A 12,914-nucleotide genomic window follows, 5' to 3' on the forward strand; every position below is an offset into this window, starting at 1 on the left:
GCCAACGGGTGCCGCTGTCGCCGCTGGTCACATGGCCTGAAGCGACTGTTTGCACAGAGACGGAAAGGCGGCGGTAGACGTGATGCGGCAGGACGAGCTGCGGTTCGGACTGCTCGGGCCGCCGGTCCTCTTCTTCCCCGGCGAGCCGTACACAACCATCCGCAGCCCCAAGATCCGCACCCTCCTCGCCGTCCTCCTCCTCGACGCCGGCCGGATCGTGCCCGTCGAGTCGCTGAAGGAGGCGCTGTGGGGCGGCGCGCCGCCGGCCTCCGCGCAAGCCTCGCTGCACAACCACGTCACCCGGCTGCGCCGGCTCCTCGACGACCCGGAGCGGCTGCGGGCGGTGCCGCCCGGCTACCAACTCCGCGTCGAGCAGGGCGAGCTCGACGTCCATGTCTTCGAGCGGCACGTCGCCACCGCGCGCGGGGCGCACGCCGCCCGCAACTGGGAGCGCGTCGTCGCCGAGTGCGCTGCCGCGCTCGCGCTGTGGCGCGGCACCCCGCTCAGCGGGCTCCCCGCCGACCTGGGCGGCTACGCCCTCGTACGGCGGCTGCGGGAGGCCCGGCTGCTCCTGCTGGAGTGGCGCTACGACGCCGAACTCGCCCTCGGCGGCGGCCGGCCGGACCGGATCGTCCCGGAACTGACCGCGCTGGCCGCCGAGTATCCGCTGCGCGAGGCGTACCACCGTCAGCTGATGCTCGCCCTGCACCACACCGGCCGCCAGGCCGAGGCCCTCGCCGTCCACCGCGATCTGCGCACCCGTCTCGTCGAGGAACTCGGCGTCGAACCGGGACCGGCGGTCCGCGAGGCCCATGTGGAGGTGCTGCGGGGAGGCGCGGAGGGAGCGGCCGACGCGGAGCGGCCGGGCAGTGGTGACCGTAGTACCGACGGCGGTGAGGGCGGCAGCCAGGACGGCGGTGAGGACGGCGGTGAGGGCTGCATCGAGCCCCCCGGAGGCTCCCAGCCCCCTGGAGGCTCCCAGCCCCCCGGAGCCTCCCACCCCTCCTCCGCCCCCCTGGGTTCGCCCGCCGCCGCCCGCAGCCCGGCCCAACTTCCCCCGCCGCCCGCGCACTTCACCGGCCGCGACGGCATCCTCCGCCGGCTCGTCGGCCTTCTCGCGGCACCCCCACCGCAGGGCTCCACCCCGCTCGCCGTCATCAGCGGCATGGCCGGCGTCGGCAAGAGCGCCCTCGCCCTCCAGGTGGCCCACACCCTGAGGGAACGTTTCACCAGCGGTCAGCTCTATCTCAACCTGCACGGCGCCACCCCCGGCATGACGCCCCTCCCCGCCGCCCAGGCGCTCGCCGCCCTCCTGCGCGACCTCGGCACCGAACCCCGGCACATCCCCGAACACCCGGATGCGGCGGCCGCGTTGCTGCGCACCCTGCTCGCGCCCACCCGCACCCTCCTCGTCCTGGACGACGCCGCGAGCGCCGCCCAGATCCGCCCCCTGCTGCCGGCCGGTCCCGGCTGCGCGGTGATCGTCACCAGCCGGTCCCCGCTCACCGCCCTCGACGGCGTCCACCGCTTTCCGCTCGCGCCCCTGTCGGGCGAGGACAGCGCCACCCTGCTGCGCGCGCTGTCCGGCCGTGACGACCCCGAGGACCCCGAGGGCGACGGCGGCCTCGACGGTCTGGACGCGCACCACCCGCTCATCGGGCTCACCGGGCGCCTGCCGCTCGCGCTGCGGGTCGTCGCCGCCCGCCTGGCCGCCCGCCGGGCCCTCACCCCGGACACCCTCGCCCGGCAACTGGCCGCCACCCAGGGCAGGTTGCACCACCTCGAATACGACGACCTGAGCGTGCGCCGCTCCCTCGCCGTCGCCCACGACGCCCTCGCCGCCTCCGCCCGCGAGGCCGACCAGGACGCGGCCCTCGCCCTGCGCCGCATCGGCGCCCTCGACCTGCCCGCGTACGGTGTGCCCCTGCTGGCCCGCCTCACCGGCACCGACGAGCGCCGCGCCGAGGCCGCTCTGGACCGGCTCGTCGACGTGGCCCTGCTGGAGGAGAGCGCCTACGGCCGGTACGCGCCCCACGACCTCGTACGGGACTTCGCGCGCGAACTCGCGGGGAGCGACGGGCGGTCCGGCGCGGTCAGGCGCGACGCCCTCCACTGGTACGCCGCCGTCGCCGAACGCACCCTCACCGCCATCATCGAACCCGGGCTCGACCAGGACGACCGCCGGCGTCCCACCAGCGCCCAGCCTCCCGCCCACGCCGCACACCTCGCGGCCGCGCCCGAATTCCCCGGGCCCGAGGAGGCCTTCGCCTGGGCGGACACCGAACTGGAGAACGTCGTCGCCCTAGTGGAGGACGCCGGCGAAGACGCCGAGGCCGGCCTCGTCTCCACTCTCCTGCGCCTGCTCTTCCCCTACCTCCAGCGCCGGGGCCGGGTCGCCGAGATGGAGGTGCTCGGGCGGGCCGCGCTGCGCGCGGCGCGGCGGCTCGGGGACGAGGCGGCGGAGGCGTACGCGCTCGGCGACCTCGCGGGCCTGCACTTCCTGACCGGCCGCCAGCAGGAGGCGCTGGTCCTCAACGACCGTGCCCTGGAGGTCTGGAGCCGGCTCGGCCGGCTCTCCTGGGTCCGCCGCTGCCTCAACAACCGGGGGCTGCTGCTGGAGAGCCTCGGCCGGTACGAGGAGTCCGGCGAGGCCCTGCGCCGGAGCCTGGAGTACTCGCGCCGGCTGAACGACCCGCACGGGGAGGCCGTCACCCACAGCCACCTCGGCAACCTCTACGAGCACACCGACCCGCGCGCCGCCATCGAGCAGCACCGCCGCTCCCTGGCCCTCGGGGACCGGATCGGCGCCGTGATCGTGCAGCACTCGGCGCACTGCAACATCGGCTACGCCCATCTCACCCTCGGCGAACCGGCCGCCGCCCTGCCGCACTTCGAGGAGAGTCTGCGCATTCTCGGCGGACACGGCGACTGGCACGGCGAGTCGCAGACCCGGCTGGGGCTGGTCCGCGCCCTGCGCCTGCTGGGCCGTACCGGACCGGCCGCGGCGGAGTGCGCCGAACTGCTGCGCCGCGCCGACGCCCGCGCCGACCGCTACACGGGCGGGCTCGCCCGCCACCAGCACGGTCTCCTGCTGCGCGAGCAGGGGCGTACGGACCAGGCCCGCGCGCAGTGGCGGGCGGCCCTCGATGCGCTGGACGGCACGGACGAGCAGGCGGTCGTGGCCGAACTCGCGGCACTGCTCGACGGGCTGGGGTGATCACTTCGCGTCGGCATAGCACTCCACCACCGCCGTCGTGAACGGAAACCGCACCGGGGTCTCCCCGAACGTCAGCCGCCCCGCCAGGCCGGCCGCCTCCCGGATCGCGGCGACGACGGTCTCCGCCTCCTCCTCGGGGCAGTGCACGATCACCTCGTCGTGCTGGAAGAAGACCAGTTCGGCCGCCATGTCCGCACAGGTGCGCCGCAGTGCGGCGAGCAGCAGCAGCGCCCAGTCGGCGGCGCTGCCCTGGACGACGAAGTTGCGGGCGAAACGGCCCCGCGCGCGGGCGTCGGAGGAGGCGTAACCGGGCACCCAGTGCCGGCCGTCCTCCGCTTCCTCGCGCTCGGCCGGACCGGCGGGGCCGACCGGGATGCCCGCCTCCTCCGTCCCGGCGTCGTCGGCGCCGGCCGCCGGTGGGCAGGTCCGCCCCAGCCAGGTCCGGACGAGCCGGCCCTCCTCGCCCGCCCTGGCCGCCTCGTCCACGTACGCCACCGCGCGCGGGAAGCGGCGGCGGAGAGCGGCGAGGTTCTTCAGGCCGTCCCCGGAGGTCTGGCCGTAGACCGCGCCGAGGACGGCGAGCTTCGCCTGGTCGCGGTCGCCGGAGAAGGCGCGGTCGGAGACGGACTGGTACAGGTCCGTCTCCTGGCCTGCCACCTCCATCAGACCGGGGTCGCGGGAGATCGCCGCCAGGACGCGCGGCTCCATCTGGTCGGCGTCGGCGACCACCAGCCGCCAGCCGGGGTCGGCGACCACGGCCCGCCGGATGACCTTGGGGATCTGCAGGGCGCCCCCGCCGTTGGTGACCCAGCGGCCGGTGACCGTGCCGTGCGCCAGGAACTCGGGGCGGAAGCGGCCCTCGCGCACCCAGTCCTGCAGCCAGGACCAGCCGTGGGCGACCCAGATGCGGTACAGCTTCTTGTACTCGATCAGCGGTTTGACGGCCGGGTGGTCGATCGACTGCAGCTCCCAGCGGCGGGTCGACTTCACCCGGATCCCGGCCCGGGCGAACGCCTTGATCACGTCGGCGGGCAGGTCGGGGCGGACCCGGCGCCCGAAGGCCGCGGAGACCTCGTCGGCCAGCTCGGCCAGCCGGCGCGGCTCGCCCCCGCCCGCGTACCGCTCGCCGAGCAGGTCCCGCAGCACCGCGCGGTGCACCTCCGCGCTCCACGGCAGTCCCGAGCGGTTCATCTCGGCGGCCACCAGCATCCCCGCCGACTCGGCCGCCGTCAGCAGCCGCATCCGGTCCGGGTGCTCGGCCCGCGCATGCCGCCGCTGCTGCTCGGCGTAGACCTCGGCGAGGTCGGTGAGCGGCAGGGGGGCGGACTGGACGGACCGCGGTTCGAAGAGCGAGGACTGGGCGCCGGGCGCGGCGGAGCGCTGCGGCGGGTCCGGCGGTACGGGTCCGCCGCGCAGCCGGGCCAGGGCGGCTGCGGCCGAGCGGGGTTCTCCGTACCGCCCCTCGTGGCCCAGGAGGAGGGTCTCGGCGTCCTCGACGTCGTAGCACCGCTCCACCCGCACCCCCGTGGCGAGCAGCCGCGGATACACCTCGGCCGTGGAGCGCCAGACCCAGCGGGTGACGCCGGGCCGCTCGCGCACCGCCCGCGCCAGGTCCGCCTCCCTCAGCACCGGGCCGGCGGGCAGCCCGTCCGGACCGAGGGGGGCGAGCTCGGCGCCGCCGTCCTCGGCCGGGGCGAGGGCCCACCGGTCGGTCATGGTTGCGAGTGTCGCAGGAGGGTCTGACAACGGCCCTCAGCTCTGCTCGTCGAACGTCACCTTGATCTTGTCGAGGGCCGCGAGCAGGTACTCCTCGGCGGCCGGCTTGGTGAGGCCGAGGCCCGACAGCACGCCCTCGCCGTTCTCGAACTCCAGCAGGGCGAGCAGGATGTGCTCGGTGCCGATGTAGTTGTGGCCGAGGCGGAGCGCCTCGCGGAAGGTGAGTTCCAGGACCTTCTTGGCGTCGGAGCCGTACGGGACGAGCTCGGGGGCGTCCTCGGCGGCGGCGGGCAGTGCGGCGCCGGCGGCCTGGCGCACGTCGTCCAGGAGGACGCCCTGCGCGGTGATCGCCTTGGCGGCCAGGCCCTCCGGTTCGGCCAGCAGGCCGAGGGCGAGGTGTTCGGGGCGGCCCTCGGTGTTGCCGGCGGCGACGGCCTCGTTGTGGGCGGCCATCACGACGTTGCGGGCGCGCGGGGTGTAGCGGCTGAAGCCCTGGCTCGGATCGAGGTCGGCCGACTCCTTGGGCACGAACCGCTTCTGCGCGGCCTGCCGCGTGACGCCCATGCTCCTGCCGATGTCCGTCCAGGAGGCGCCGGAGCGGCGGGCCTGGTCGACGAAGTGCCCGATCAGATGGTCGGCCACCTCGCCGAGGTGATCGGCGGCGATCACCGCGTCCTGGAGCTGGTCGAGGGGTTCGGGGTGAACCTTCTTGATGGCCGCGATGAGTTCGTCGAGCCGTACGGATGACGGGAGGGAAGGGTTCGTCGCCATGTGTCAACCGTAGGTTGACACCCTAGGGCTGTCAACCTCGGGTTGTCAGTGGCGTACGCGCGCGTGTCACCATCGACCGGTGAGCAACACCAGCAGCACCCCCGACGCCGCCGTCGAACGCGCCCTGCGGACCGCCCTCCACGACACCGCCGACACCGCCCTCGACACCGGCGCCTCCCTCCTCGCCGCCGACCCCTCGGCGGACGACGAACTCGCCCGGCGCGGAACGGAGTTCGTGGCGGCGGCCTGGCGGCGCGGCTGGCAGCCCGCCGACGTCGTACGGCTCGTGCGGCGCGAACTGGACGAGGTCCACGTTCGCCTGCTGACCGCGCTGATCCGCGCGCAGGCGCCGGACGACAGGGCGCGCGGCCCCCGCTGGAGGGCCCAGCTGGCCGAACTGCCCGACGGGGCCCCGCCCCGCACCGACCGCTTCTCGCACGCCACCGCGGTGCTGGAGCTCTACCGCCTGCTGCTGCGCCTGCCCGCCCTCGAACCCCTCGACGAGTCACGGCCGGGGCCGGGCCGCCGCTCCGGCTCGCCCATGCTCACGCGGATCCGCGCACTGCTCGCCAAGGCGGAGGCGACCGGGTATCCCGAGGAGGCGGAGGCGCTCACCGCGAAGGCGCAGGAGCTGATGGCCCGGCACAGCGTCGACGAGGCGCTGCTCGACGCCCAGGCCCCGGACCCGGACGCGCCCGGCGCCTGCCGGATCGGTGTGGAACCGCCGTACGAGCAGGCCAAGGCGGTGCTGCTGGACGCGGTCGCGGACGCCAACCACTGCCGGGCGGTCTGGAACGAACCCTTCGGTTTCTCCACGGTCGTCGGGTTCGAGGCCGACCTGGAGACGGTGGAGCTGCTCTACACCTCGCTCCTGGTGCAGGCGCAGTCGGCGCTGGCGAAGGCGGAGGCCGCCCAGCGCGCCGGCGGACGCAAGCGGACCAAGACCTTCCGGCAGTCCTTCCTCGCCGCCTACGCGCACCGTATCGGCGGCCGCCTCGGCGAGGTCGCGGCCGCCGCCGGAACCCAGGTGAGCGACGACCTGCTGCCCGTCCTCGCCACCCGGGAGGTCGCGGTCACGGCGGCCACCGACCGGATGTTCCCGGACACGGTCACCACCCGGCTGCGCGGGATCACCGACGAGGCGGGCTGGACCGAGGGCGCCGAGGCCGCCGACCGGGCCCAGGTCGGCTCGCGGCCCCGGCTGCCGTGACCCCGGCCGCCATAGCCTCGCGGCCGCGGGGTCAGTCGCCGGCCTGCTGGAAGGCCGTCACCGACGCATCCGGCACGTTCCCGCTCTTCAGCGCCACCTCGCCGTAGGACCAGGGGAAGCTCTCCGTCTTGTCGGACCCCGGCAGGCCGTACTCCACCGTCTTGACGGCGAGGCCGTCGCCGCCGTCGCCCCGCACATAGGTGATCGTGAAGGTGAAGGTGCCCTGCTCGGGGACGGTCAGCTTCTGCGCCTCGGCACCGGCGGCCTTCTCCACGGTCGCGGAGGCCTTGCCGGCGTGGAGGTCGACGGCGGGGAAGCCGTCCAGGGTGCACTCGGCGCCCTTGTTGGTGAGCGTGACGGTGACGTTGCCGGTGTCCCCGGCGGCGGGGGCGGCGTCGACCGGGCCGACCTCCTGGCTCAGCTCGCCGAAGGCGCAGGCGGAACCGGCGGCCTTGTCGGCGGCCTTGCTCCCGGTGTCGCCGGAGCCGCCGTCGTCGCCGCCGGAGGAGCAGGCGGTGAGGAGCAGGGCCGAGGCGAGGGCGGTGACGGTGATCGGAACGGCGCGCATGAAGGTCCCCTGAGGTTCGTGACGGTGCTCGAAGGATCATCACGCACGCGTGCGCCGCCCCCTCGCGCGCCCCCGCCCACAGCACCACGCGCCCCAACGGCCCACCCCCGCGCCCCGACGCCGTCACCACACTCCCGTCGGCACCCCGCCAGCGGCACGGCTTGGCGGCGCGCGGCCAGCACCATGCTCCCGGCGGCACGGCTCCGGCGACACGCTCCCCAGTGGCCACGCCCCTGGGCCACGGTCCGGCGCCACGCCCTCAGCGGGCACGCCGCCAGCGGCATGGCTCCAGCAACACGCTCCCCAGGGGTCACGCTCCAGGGCCCACGGCTCCGGCGCCACGCCCTCAGCGGGCACGCCCCGGCGGCACGTCCCTGCGGCGGGGCTCCGGCGTCCCGCTCCCTGCGACACCTCGTCAGCGGCACGTCCCCGCGGCGCGGCTCCAGCGGCACGCTCCAGGACCCACGGCTCCGGCGCCACGCCCTCAGCGGGCACGCCCCGGCGGCACGTCCCTGCGGCGGGGCTCCGGCGTCCCGCTCCCTGCGGCACCCCGCCAGCGGCACGGCTCCGGCGCCACACCCCCAGCGGTCAGGCCCCCAGCGGCACGGTCCCCGCCGCACGGCTCCAGCGGCACCCTCCCCGCCGCACGGCTCCGGCGTGACGCCCTCAGCGGGCGCGCCTCGGCGCCCCCGCTCCGGCCCTGGCCCCGCCACCCCCGCCCCGCGACTCCCGCCCCGGGTGCGGAGAGCCCTACCCCGCTGTCGGCAGGCCCGAAGGCAGTTGGCCGCCCTCGGTCTTGGTGTACGTCTCCTTGCCGGCCGCGCCGGTCCAGGTGACCGTCAGCGAGTCGCCGTCGACGGAGTCGACCATGCCGGTCGTACGGGCCTTCGAGCCGGTCGGGCACTTGAGGTAGATCATCTCCATGCCCGCCTGCTTGCCGGCGGTCCCGCTGCACACGGTCCCGCCGGTGGCGAAGAGGGCGGCCTGCTCGCCGTTGATGATCAGCGCCACGGTCTTGCCGTCCGCCGTGGTCAGCCAGCTGCCCTCCAGCTCGCTCGCGGCCGACGCGGTGGCCCCGCCCGAGTCGCCGCTCGCGCCGCCGGTGTCCGCGGTCGCCGTCCCGGCGGAGACGGACGGTGCGGCCGTGGTGTCGTCGTCGCCCCCGTCGCCCGCTCCGCACCCGGTGAGCGTGAGCGCGCCGGCCAGCGCCGCGGCCGCGGCCACGGCCCGCACCGGCCGACGGGACGTGCCGCGCGTGTAGATCGCCGTAGTCACTGCAAGCTCCCAGGGTGTAGCCGGACGGGACGGACCGGCAGCAAGCTACCAGCCCGCCTCGCCGCCACCCTGGGCGCGGCCTGTGACCTGACAGGACGGGCCTGTGAGCTACCAGGACGACTTCCGCACCCCCGGCAGACATCCGGCGTGCGCCAGCTCCCGGACCCCCACCCGGGACAGCCCGAACGCCCGGAAGTATCCGCGCGGCCGCCCGTCCACCTGGTCCCGGTTGCGTACGCGCGTGGCGCTCGCGTCCCTCGGCTGCCGGCTCAGCTCCCGCTGGGCGGCGAGCCGTTCGGCCTGCGTCGACGAGGGCCGCCGGACGATCTCCTTCAGCTCGGCCCGCCGCTCGGCGTACCGCGCGACGACCTCCCGCCGCTTCTCGTTCTTCGCGATCTTGCTCTTCTTCGCCATCAGACGCGCACCCCTCGGGCCCGGATCCGCGCCACGGCGGCCTCGACGCCGATCGCGTCCACGGTCCTGATCCCCTTCGTGCTCAGGCGCAGTCGTACGTACCGGCCCTCGCTCGGCAGCCAGTAGCGCTTGGACTGCACGTTCGGGTCGAAGCGGCGGGAGGTCCGCCGGTGGGAGTGGGAGACACGGTTGCCGAAGCCGGGCCGGGCGCCGGTCAGCATGCAGTGCGCGGACATGGGTGACGTACCTCTCTCGGACCACTATCGCTAATGGGATTCATTTTCAGTAACATAGCAGCATGGCACGCAACGAACTCCGCCCGGTCGTCAGGCTCCGGTCCACGGCGGGGACCGGCTTCACGTACGTCACCCGCAAGAACCGCCGCAACGACCCGGACCGTATGACCCTCCGGAAGTACGACCCGGTCGCCGGCCGCCACGTCGAGTTCCGAGAGGAGCGCTGACCATGCGCGAGGGAATCCACCCGGCCTACGGTCCGGTCGTCTTCCGTGACCGTGCCGCGCACCACGCCTTCCTGACCCGCTCGACCATGACGAGCGAGAAGACCATCGAATGGGAGGACGGCCGCACCTACCCGGTGGTGGACGTCGAGATCTCGAACGTCAGCCACCCCTTCTACACCGGCACCGCCCGCGTCATGGACACCGCCGGCCGCGTCGAGCGCTTCGAGCGCCGGTACGGGAAGCGGGGCGGGGCGTGAGCCTGTCTGTGGTGATCGTCGGCGGGCTGCACGCCGACGCCCGCCGGGCGACGGTGGCGCACCTGCTCGCCGACGTCCCCGGCAGCGTCGCACTCCACCACGACCTGGCCGCGGCCGTGGCCGGCACGGTCGTACGGACCGTCCGCGACGCGCGCGGAGTCCTCTCCGCCGGCGAGGCGCCCCTGGTCAACGACTGCGCCTGCTGCGCCCTGCGCGAGGACCTGGTCCCCGAGCTGCGCCGCCTCGCCGACGACGGCACCACCCGGCTCGCGGTCGTCGAGCTCTGGGACTCCGTGGAGCCGAAGGCCATGGCCGAGGTGGTCGTGGCCGGCGGCCTCACCGTCACCGGCGTGATCACCGCCGTCGATCCGGCGCTGCTGCTGCCCTGCCTCGGCAACGGCGACGACCTCGCGGACGTGGGTCTCGCCGCGGCCGCCACCGACCGGCGCACCGTCGCCGACACCTTCGCGCGCCAGCTGGAGTACGCCCCCGTGCTGGCCGTCGTCGACTCCGGGGAGGCCGACGACGAGGACCGCGAGCTGCTCGCCCAGCTCCATCCGACGGCCCGCCGGGTCCGGCTGCCCGCCGGGCGCCCCGGGGCGCCCGTGGCCGGGTCGGCCCGGCCGGCGGAGGGCGCTCCGACCGATGCATCGGCACGTGCATATGCACGCGGCACTTCCGAGCTGGCGGCCGCCGCCCTGGCCGGCTTCGACGCCGAGGCGGCCGCGGCCGCCCAGCACCCCGCCTGCGCGCTGCTCCCCGCCGAGGCCGACGCCCACGGCGTCTCCACCCTCGTCTGGCACCGGACCCGCCCCTTCCACCCGGAGCGGCTGTACGCGGCGCTGGAGAACCTGACCTGCGCCGCCGCCCGCAGCCGGGGCCGGTTCTGGCTCGCCGACAGGCCCGAGGTGCTGCTCCACTGGGACGCCGCGGGCGGTGCGCTGTGCGTGGAGTCGGCGGGCCCCTGGCTGGCCTCCCTCCCGGACGCGGCCTGGGACATGGTCCCGCCGGTGCGCCGCGCCGCCGCGGCGCTGGACTGGCACCCCGAACACGGCGACTGCTGCCAGCACCTGGTCTTCACGTCCCCGGCCCTCGACCGCGACGGGCTCGAACGGCTCCTCGAGTCCTGCCTGCTCACCGATGCCGAGTACGCCGCGGGCCGCGAGGCCTGGAAGCGGCTGCCGCCCGCCTTCGACACCCTCCTGGAGGTCTGACCCCCGTGCCCCGCAAGACCGACCGCAAGCCCGCCGCGTCCCGCCCCAACCCCCTCGACCAGGCGGGCGTCACCTACATCGACTACAAGGACACCGACCTGCTGCGGAAGTTCGTCTCCGACCGGGGCAAGATCCGCAGCCGCAGGGTCACCCGGGTCTCCGCCCAGCAGCAGCGCCTGCTGTCCCGGGCGATCAAGAACGCCCGCGAGATGGCCCTGCTGCCCTACGGCAGCCGCTGAGCCGACGGCCTCGGCGGCCGTACGAGCGGATCCGGCCTCGGCGTCCAGCCGGACCGGACACCGTCCTTTCCGCCCCCGGACGAACGGCCGACGCCGGCCGCCCGTCGCCGACCACCCCGATTCGCCCCCGCGTACGATCCCCACGGTCGTACACGGGGGCGAGTCTTTGTCATGCCCGGTCCGATTGGTCAGGACCTGTTCACGCATCCGATGGCGGGAGTCACGGAACCCCCACGTCCGGAGTCACGTCCACCGGGGGGAGCGGACGGCGGGCTTCCGTCTTCCTGGACTGCCCTGAAACGGAGGTGAACGGTCTGTCGGTGCGGTGCCGGCGGAACACGACGGCCATGCCGTGCGTCTGTTCCTGTGCAGGAGTAGTTCGATCCCGGACTACTTTCCGGCGGGTAAAGCGGGCGTCAAAGCTGTAACCGCACCACCACCCCACGTGCACGTGCATCTGCTCATGCAACTGCACATGAACGGGGTTATGATCCGGGACAGTTGACCAACGGCACCAATGGCCACACGAGCCAGTGCACCACCAGGGAGCGACCTGTGGACCACCACGTTGACGGGGGGCACGACGTGTACAACGGCATGACGGCCACACAGCTGTACGGGGTTGCCTGGCAGAAGAGCCGGCACAGCAATTCGCAGGGATCCTGCGTGGAGTTCGCGCGACTGCCCGGCGGGGACGTGGCGGTGCGCAACTCGCGCTTCCCCGACGGTCCCGCGCTCGTCTACACCCGGGCGGAGATCGAGGCGATGCTGCTCGGCATCAAGGACGGCGAGTTCGACCACCTGATCGCGAGCTGACGCGGTCGCCGGCTCCGCGTGTCGGGTGTTTCCCGGCAAAAAGTCCTACAACGCGCGTAGAACCGCGGCACCAAAGAGTGCCGCGGTTCGTCATTCGGCGGGTGTGTGCAGCCGGAACAGCGCCCAGACCACCTTGCCGCCGAGGCTGCCCGAGAGCGGGTGCCAGCCCCAGCCGTCGGTGAAGGAGTCGACGAGGAACAGGCCGCGGCCCGACTCCGCCGAGAAGTCCTCCTCCTCGCGGGGCAGGGGGCTGTCATGACTGGGGTCGCGCACCGCGCACACCAGCCGTTCGGTCCACCGCACCAGATGCAGTCGCACCGCCGGATTCGGGTCCGCCGGGAGCGCGGCGGTGTCGGACAGTCCGTGCCGCAGGGCGTTGGTCACCAGTTCCGAGACGACCAGACACACGTCGTCGAGACGATCGCCCACGTCCCACTGGCCGAGGGTTCTCCTGGTGAACTGCCGGGCCTCGCGCACCGCTTCGAGGCGGGCGGGCAGGGCGCAGGACGCGGCGTTGGACACGGCCGCGGGATCAAGCGGCGGAAGGCCCTGCCGTAACGGCTCGAGCATGGTCGATCCATTCGTCCCCATGCGAGGCACTCCCGGGATTCGCGGTCGTTGCGATGCAGCGGTGGCGCGGGACCATGGTTTCGGATGCGCACGGCGGATGCAAGGGCAGATGCACGTGCACGTGACCGAAATGGACCTGCCCGTACCGCTTCTTGGCCATTTTTTCCGCCATCTTCTCGCCGTT

General features: G+C 74.3%; 14 protein-coding genes. 7 read left to right on the plus strand and 7 right to left on the minus strand.

What is annotated here, in order from left to right; genetic code table 11:
• Window positions 1–82 precede the first annotated feature (82 nt).
• Entirely contained in the window at window positions 83–3,217 is a 3,135-nt protein-coding gene (locus tag ACFY2L_RS22230; RefSeq protein WP_390823207.1) for a BTAD domain-containing putative transcriptional regulator, read from the plus strand.
• Here the strand turns inward: ACFY2L_RS22230 and ACFY2L_RS22235 are convergent, their stop codons facing one another.
• Together ACFY2L_RS22235 and ACFY2L_RS22240 are read right to left on the minus strand one after the other, a co-directional pair.
• A complete protein-coding gene (locus ACFY2L_RS22235; protein WP_390823151.1) occupies window positions 3,218–4,933 on the minus strand; it encodes a bifunctional 3'-5' exonuclease/DNA polymerase in 1,716 nt (571 codons plus the stop codon). It lies immediately after the preceding gene.
• 36 nt (window positions 4,934–4,969) lie between these two features.
• Window positions 4,970–5,704: a Clp protease N-terminal domain-containing protein gene (locus tag ACFY2L_RS22240; protein WP_390823152.1), complete on the minus strand. Its 735-nt coding sequence runs from the start codon at window positions 5,702–5,704 to the stop codon at window positions 4,970–4,972.
• A gap of 79 nt (window positions 5,705–5,783) precedes the next feature.
• Between ACFY2L_RS22240 and ACFY2L_RS22245 the strand changes: the two genes are divergently transcribed.
• Window positions 5,784–6,914 carry a DUF2786 domain-containing protein gene (locus ACFY2L_RS22245; RefSeq protein WP_390823153.1) on the plus strand — a complete coding sequence of 377 codons (1,131 nt, stop codon included), beginning with the start codon at window positions 5,784–5,786 and terminating at the stop codon, window positions 6,912–6,914.
• A gap of 31 nt (window positions 6,915–6,945) precedes the next feature.
• On the opposite strand, the gene ACFY2L_RS22250 is transcribed toward ACFY2L_RS22245, so the two are convergent.
• The 4 genes from ACFY2L_RS22250 to rpmB all read right to left on the minus strand — a co-directional run bounded on the left by ACFY2L_RS22250 (window position 6,946) and on the right by rpmB (window position 9,407).
• Window positions 6,946–7,482: a DUF4232 domain-containing protein gene (locus ACFY2L_RS22250; RefSeq protein WP_390659393.1), complete on the minus strand. Its 537-nt coding sequence runs from the start codon at window positions 7,480–7,482 to the stop codon at window positions 6,946–6,948.
• 750 nt (window positions 7,483–8,232) lie between these two features.
• Complete coding sequence (locus ACFY2L_RS22255) at window positions 8,233–8,757, minus strand: hypothetical protein (protein WP_390823154.1); 525 nt, start codon at window positions 8,755–8,757, stop codon at window positions 8,233–8,235.
• Window positions 8,758–8,865: 108 nt separating this feature from the next.
• Window positions 8,866–9,171: a 30S ribosomal protein S14 gene (gene rpsN / locus ACFY2L_RS22260; RefSeq protein ID WP_390659395.1), complete on the minus strand. Its 306-nt coding sequence runs from the start codon at window positions 9,169–9,171 to the stop codon at window positions 8,866–8,868.
• Window positions 9,171–9,407 (minus strand): 50S ribosomal protein L28, encoded by a 237-nt coding sequence (gene rpmB / locus ACFY2L_RS22265; protein WP_390659396.1) that lies wholly within the window; start codon window positions 9,405–9,407, stop codon window positions 9,171–9,173. Before rpmB ends, rpsN begins: the two co-directional genes overlap by 1 nt.
• A gap of 62 nt (window positions 9,408–9,469) precedes the next feature.
• Between rpmB and rpmG the strand changes: the two genes are divergently transcribed.
• The 5 genes from rpmG to ACFY2L_RS22290 all read left to right on the plus strand — a co-directional run bounded on the left by rpmG (window position 9,470) and on the right by ACFY2L_RS22290 (window position 12,160).
• Window positions 9,470–9,634, plus strand: coding sequence for a 50S ribosomal protein L33 (rpmG, locus tag ACFY2L_RS22270; RefSeq protein ID WP_390659397.1), 165 nt, complete (start codon window positions 9,470–9,472; stop codon window positions 9,632–9,634).
• Window positions 9,635–9,636: 2 nt separating this feature from the next.
• The gene (locus tag ACFY2L_RS22275) at window positions 9,637–9,891 is read left to right on the plus strand and encodes a type B 50S ribosomal protein L31 (RefSeq protein WP_390659398.1); all 255 of its coding nucleotides are present in this window, start codon (window positions 9,637–9,639) and stop codon (window positions 9,889–9,891) included.
• Window positions 9,888–11,105, plus strand: coding sequence for a CobW family GTP-binding protein (locus ACFY2L_RS22280; protein WP_390823155.1), 1,218 nt, complete (start codon window positions 9,888–9,890; stop codon window positions 11,103–11,105). The genes ACFY2L_RS22275 and ACFY2L_RS22280 overlap by 4 nt, the downstream gene beginning before the upstream one ends.
• Window positions 11,106–11,110: 5 nt before the next feature.
• Window positions 11,111–11,344: a 30S ribosomal protein S18 gene (rpsR, locus tag ACFY2L_RS22285; protein WP_390659400.1), complete on the plus strand. Its 234-nt coding sequence runs from the start codon at window positions 11,111–11,113 to the stop codon at window positions 11,342–11,344.
• Window positions 11,345–11,941: 597 nt separating this feature from the next.
• The gene (locus ACFY2L_RS22290; protein ID WP_052183895.1) at window positions 11,942–12,160 is read left to right on the plus strand and encodes a DUF397 domain-containing protein; all 219 of its coding nucleotides are present in this window, start codon (window positions 11,942–11,944) and stop codon (window positions 12,158–12,160) included.
• A 90-nt stretch (window positions 12,161–12,250) separates the two neighbouring features.
• Here the strand turns inward: ACFY2L_RS22290 and ACFY2L_RS22295 are convergent, their stop codons facing one another.
• Window positions 12,251–12,730, minus strand: a complete 480-nt coding sequence (locus ACFY2L_RS22295; RefSeq protein ID WP_390659401.1) for an ATP-binding protein — start codon at window positions 12,728–12,730, stop codon at window positions 12,251–12,253.
• Window positions 12,731–12,914: the final 184 nt, after the last annotated feature.

It is taken from the genome of Streptomyces sp. NPDC001381 (assembly GCF_042895685.1).
Classification (GTDB): domain Bacteria; phylum Actinomycetota; class Actinomycetes; order Streptomycetales; family Streptomycetaceae; genus Streptomyces.

What these genes read in the sequence shown, in the direction of transcription:
- ACFY2L_RS22230 (WP_390823207.1), top strand. Translation starts at nt 83, where the DNA reads ATGCGGCAGGACGAGCTGCGGTTCGGACTGCTCGGGCCGCCGGTCCTC.
- ACFY2L_RS22235 (WP_390823151.1), bottom strand. Translation starts at nt 4,933, where the DNA reads ATGACCGACCGGTGGGCCCTCGCCCCGGCCGAGGACGGCGGCGCCGAG.
- ACFY2L_RS22240 (WP_390823152.1), bottom strand. Translation starts at nt 5,704, where the DNA reads ATGGCGACGAACCCTTCCCTCCCGTCATCCGTACGGCTCGACGAACTC.
- ACFY2L_RS22250 (WP_390659393.1), bottom strand. Translation starts at nt 7,482, where the DNA reads ATGCGCGCCGTTCCGATCACCGTCACCGCCCTCGCCTCGGCCCTGCTC.
- rpsN (WP_390659395.1), bottom strand. Translation starts at nt 9,171, where the DNA reads ATGGCGAAGAAGAGCAAGATCGCGAAGAACGAGAAGCGGCGGGAGGTC.
- rpmB (WP_390659396.1), bottom strand. Translation starts at nt 9,407, where the DNA reads ATGTCCGCGCACTGCATGCTGACCGGCGCCCGGCCCGGCTTCGGCAAC.
- rpmG (WP_390659397.1), top strand. Translation starts at nt 9,470, where the DNA reads ATGGCACGCAACGAACTCCGCCCGGTCGTCAGGCTCCGGTCCACGGCG.
- ACFY2L_RS22275 (WP_390659398.1), top strand. Translation starts at nt 9,637, where the DNA reads ATGCGCGAGGGAATCCACCCGGCCTACGGTCCGGTCGTCTTCCGTGAC.
- ACFY2L_RS22290 (WP_052183895.1), top strand. Translation starts at nt 11,942, where the DNA reads ATGACGGCCACACAGCTGTACGGGGTTGCCTGGCAGAAGAGCCGGCAC.
- ACFY2L_RS22295 (WP_390659401.1), bottom strand. Translation starts at nt 12,730, where the DNA reads ATGCTCGAGCCGTTACGGCAGGGCCTTCCGCCGCTTGATCCCGCGGCC.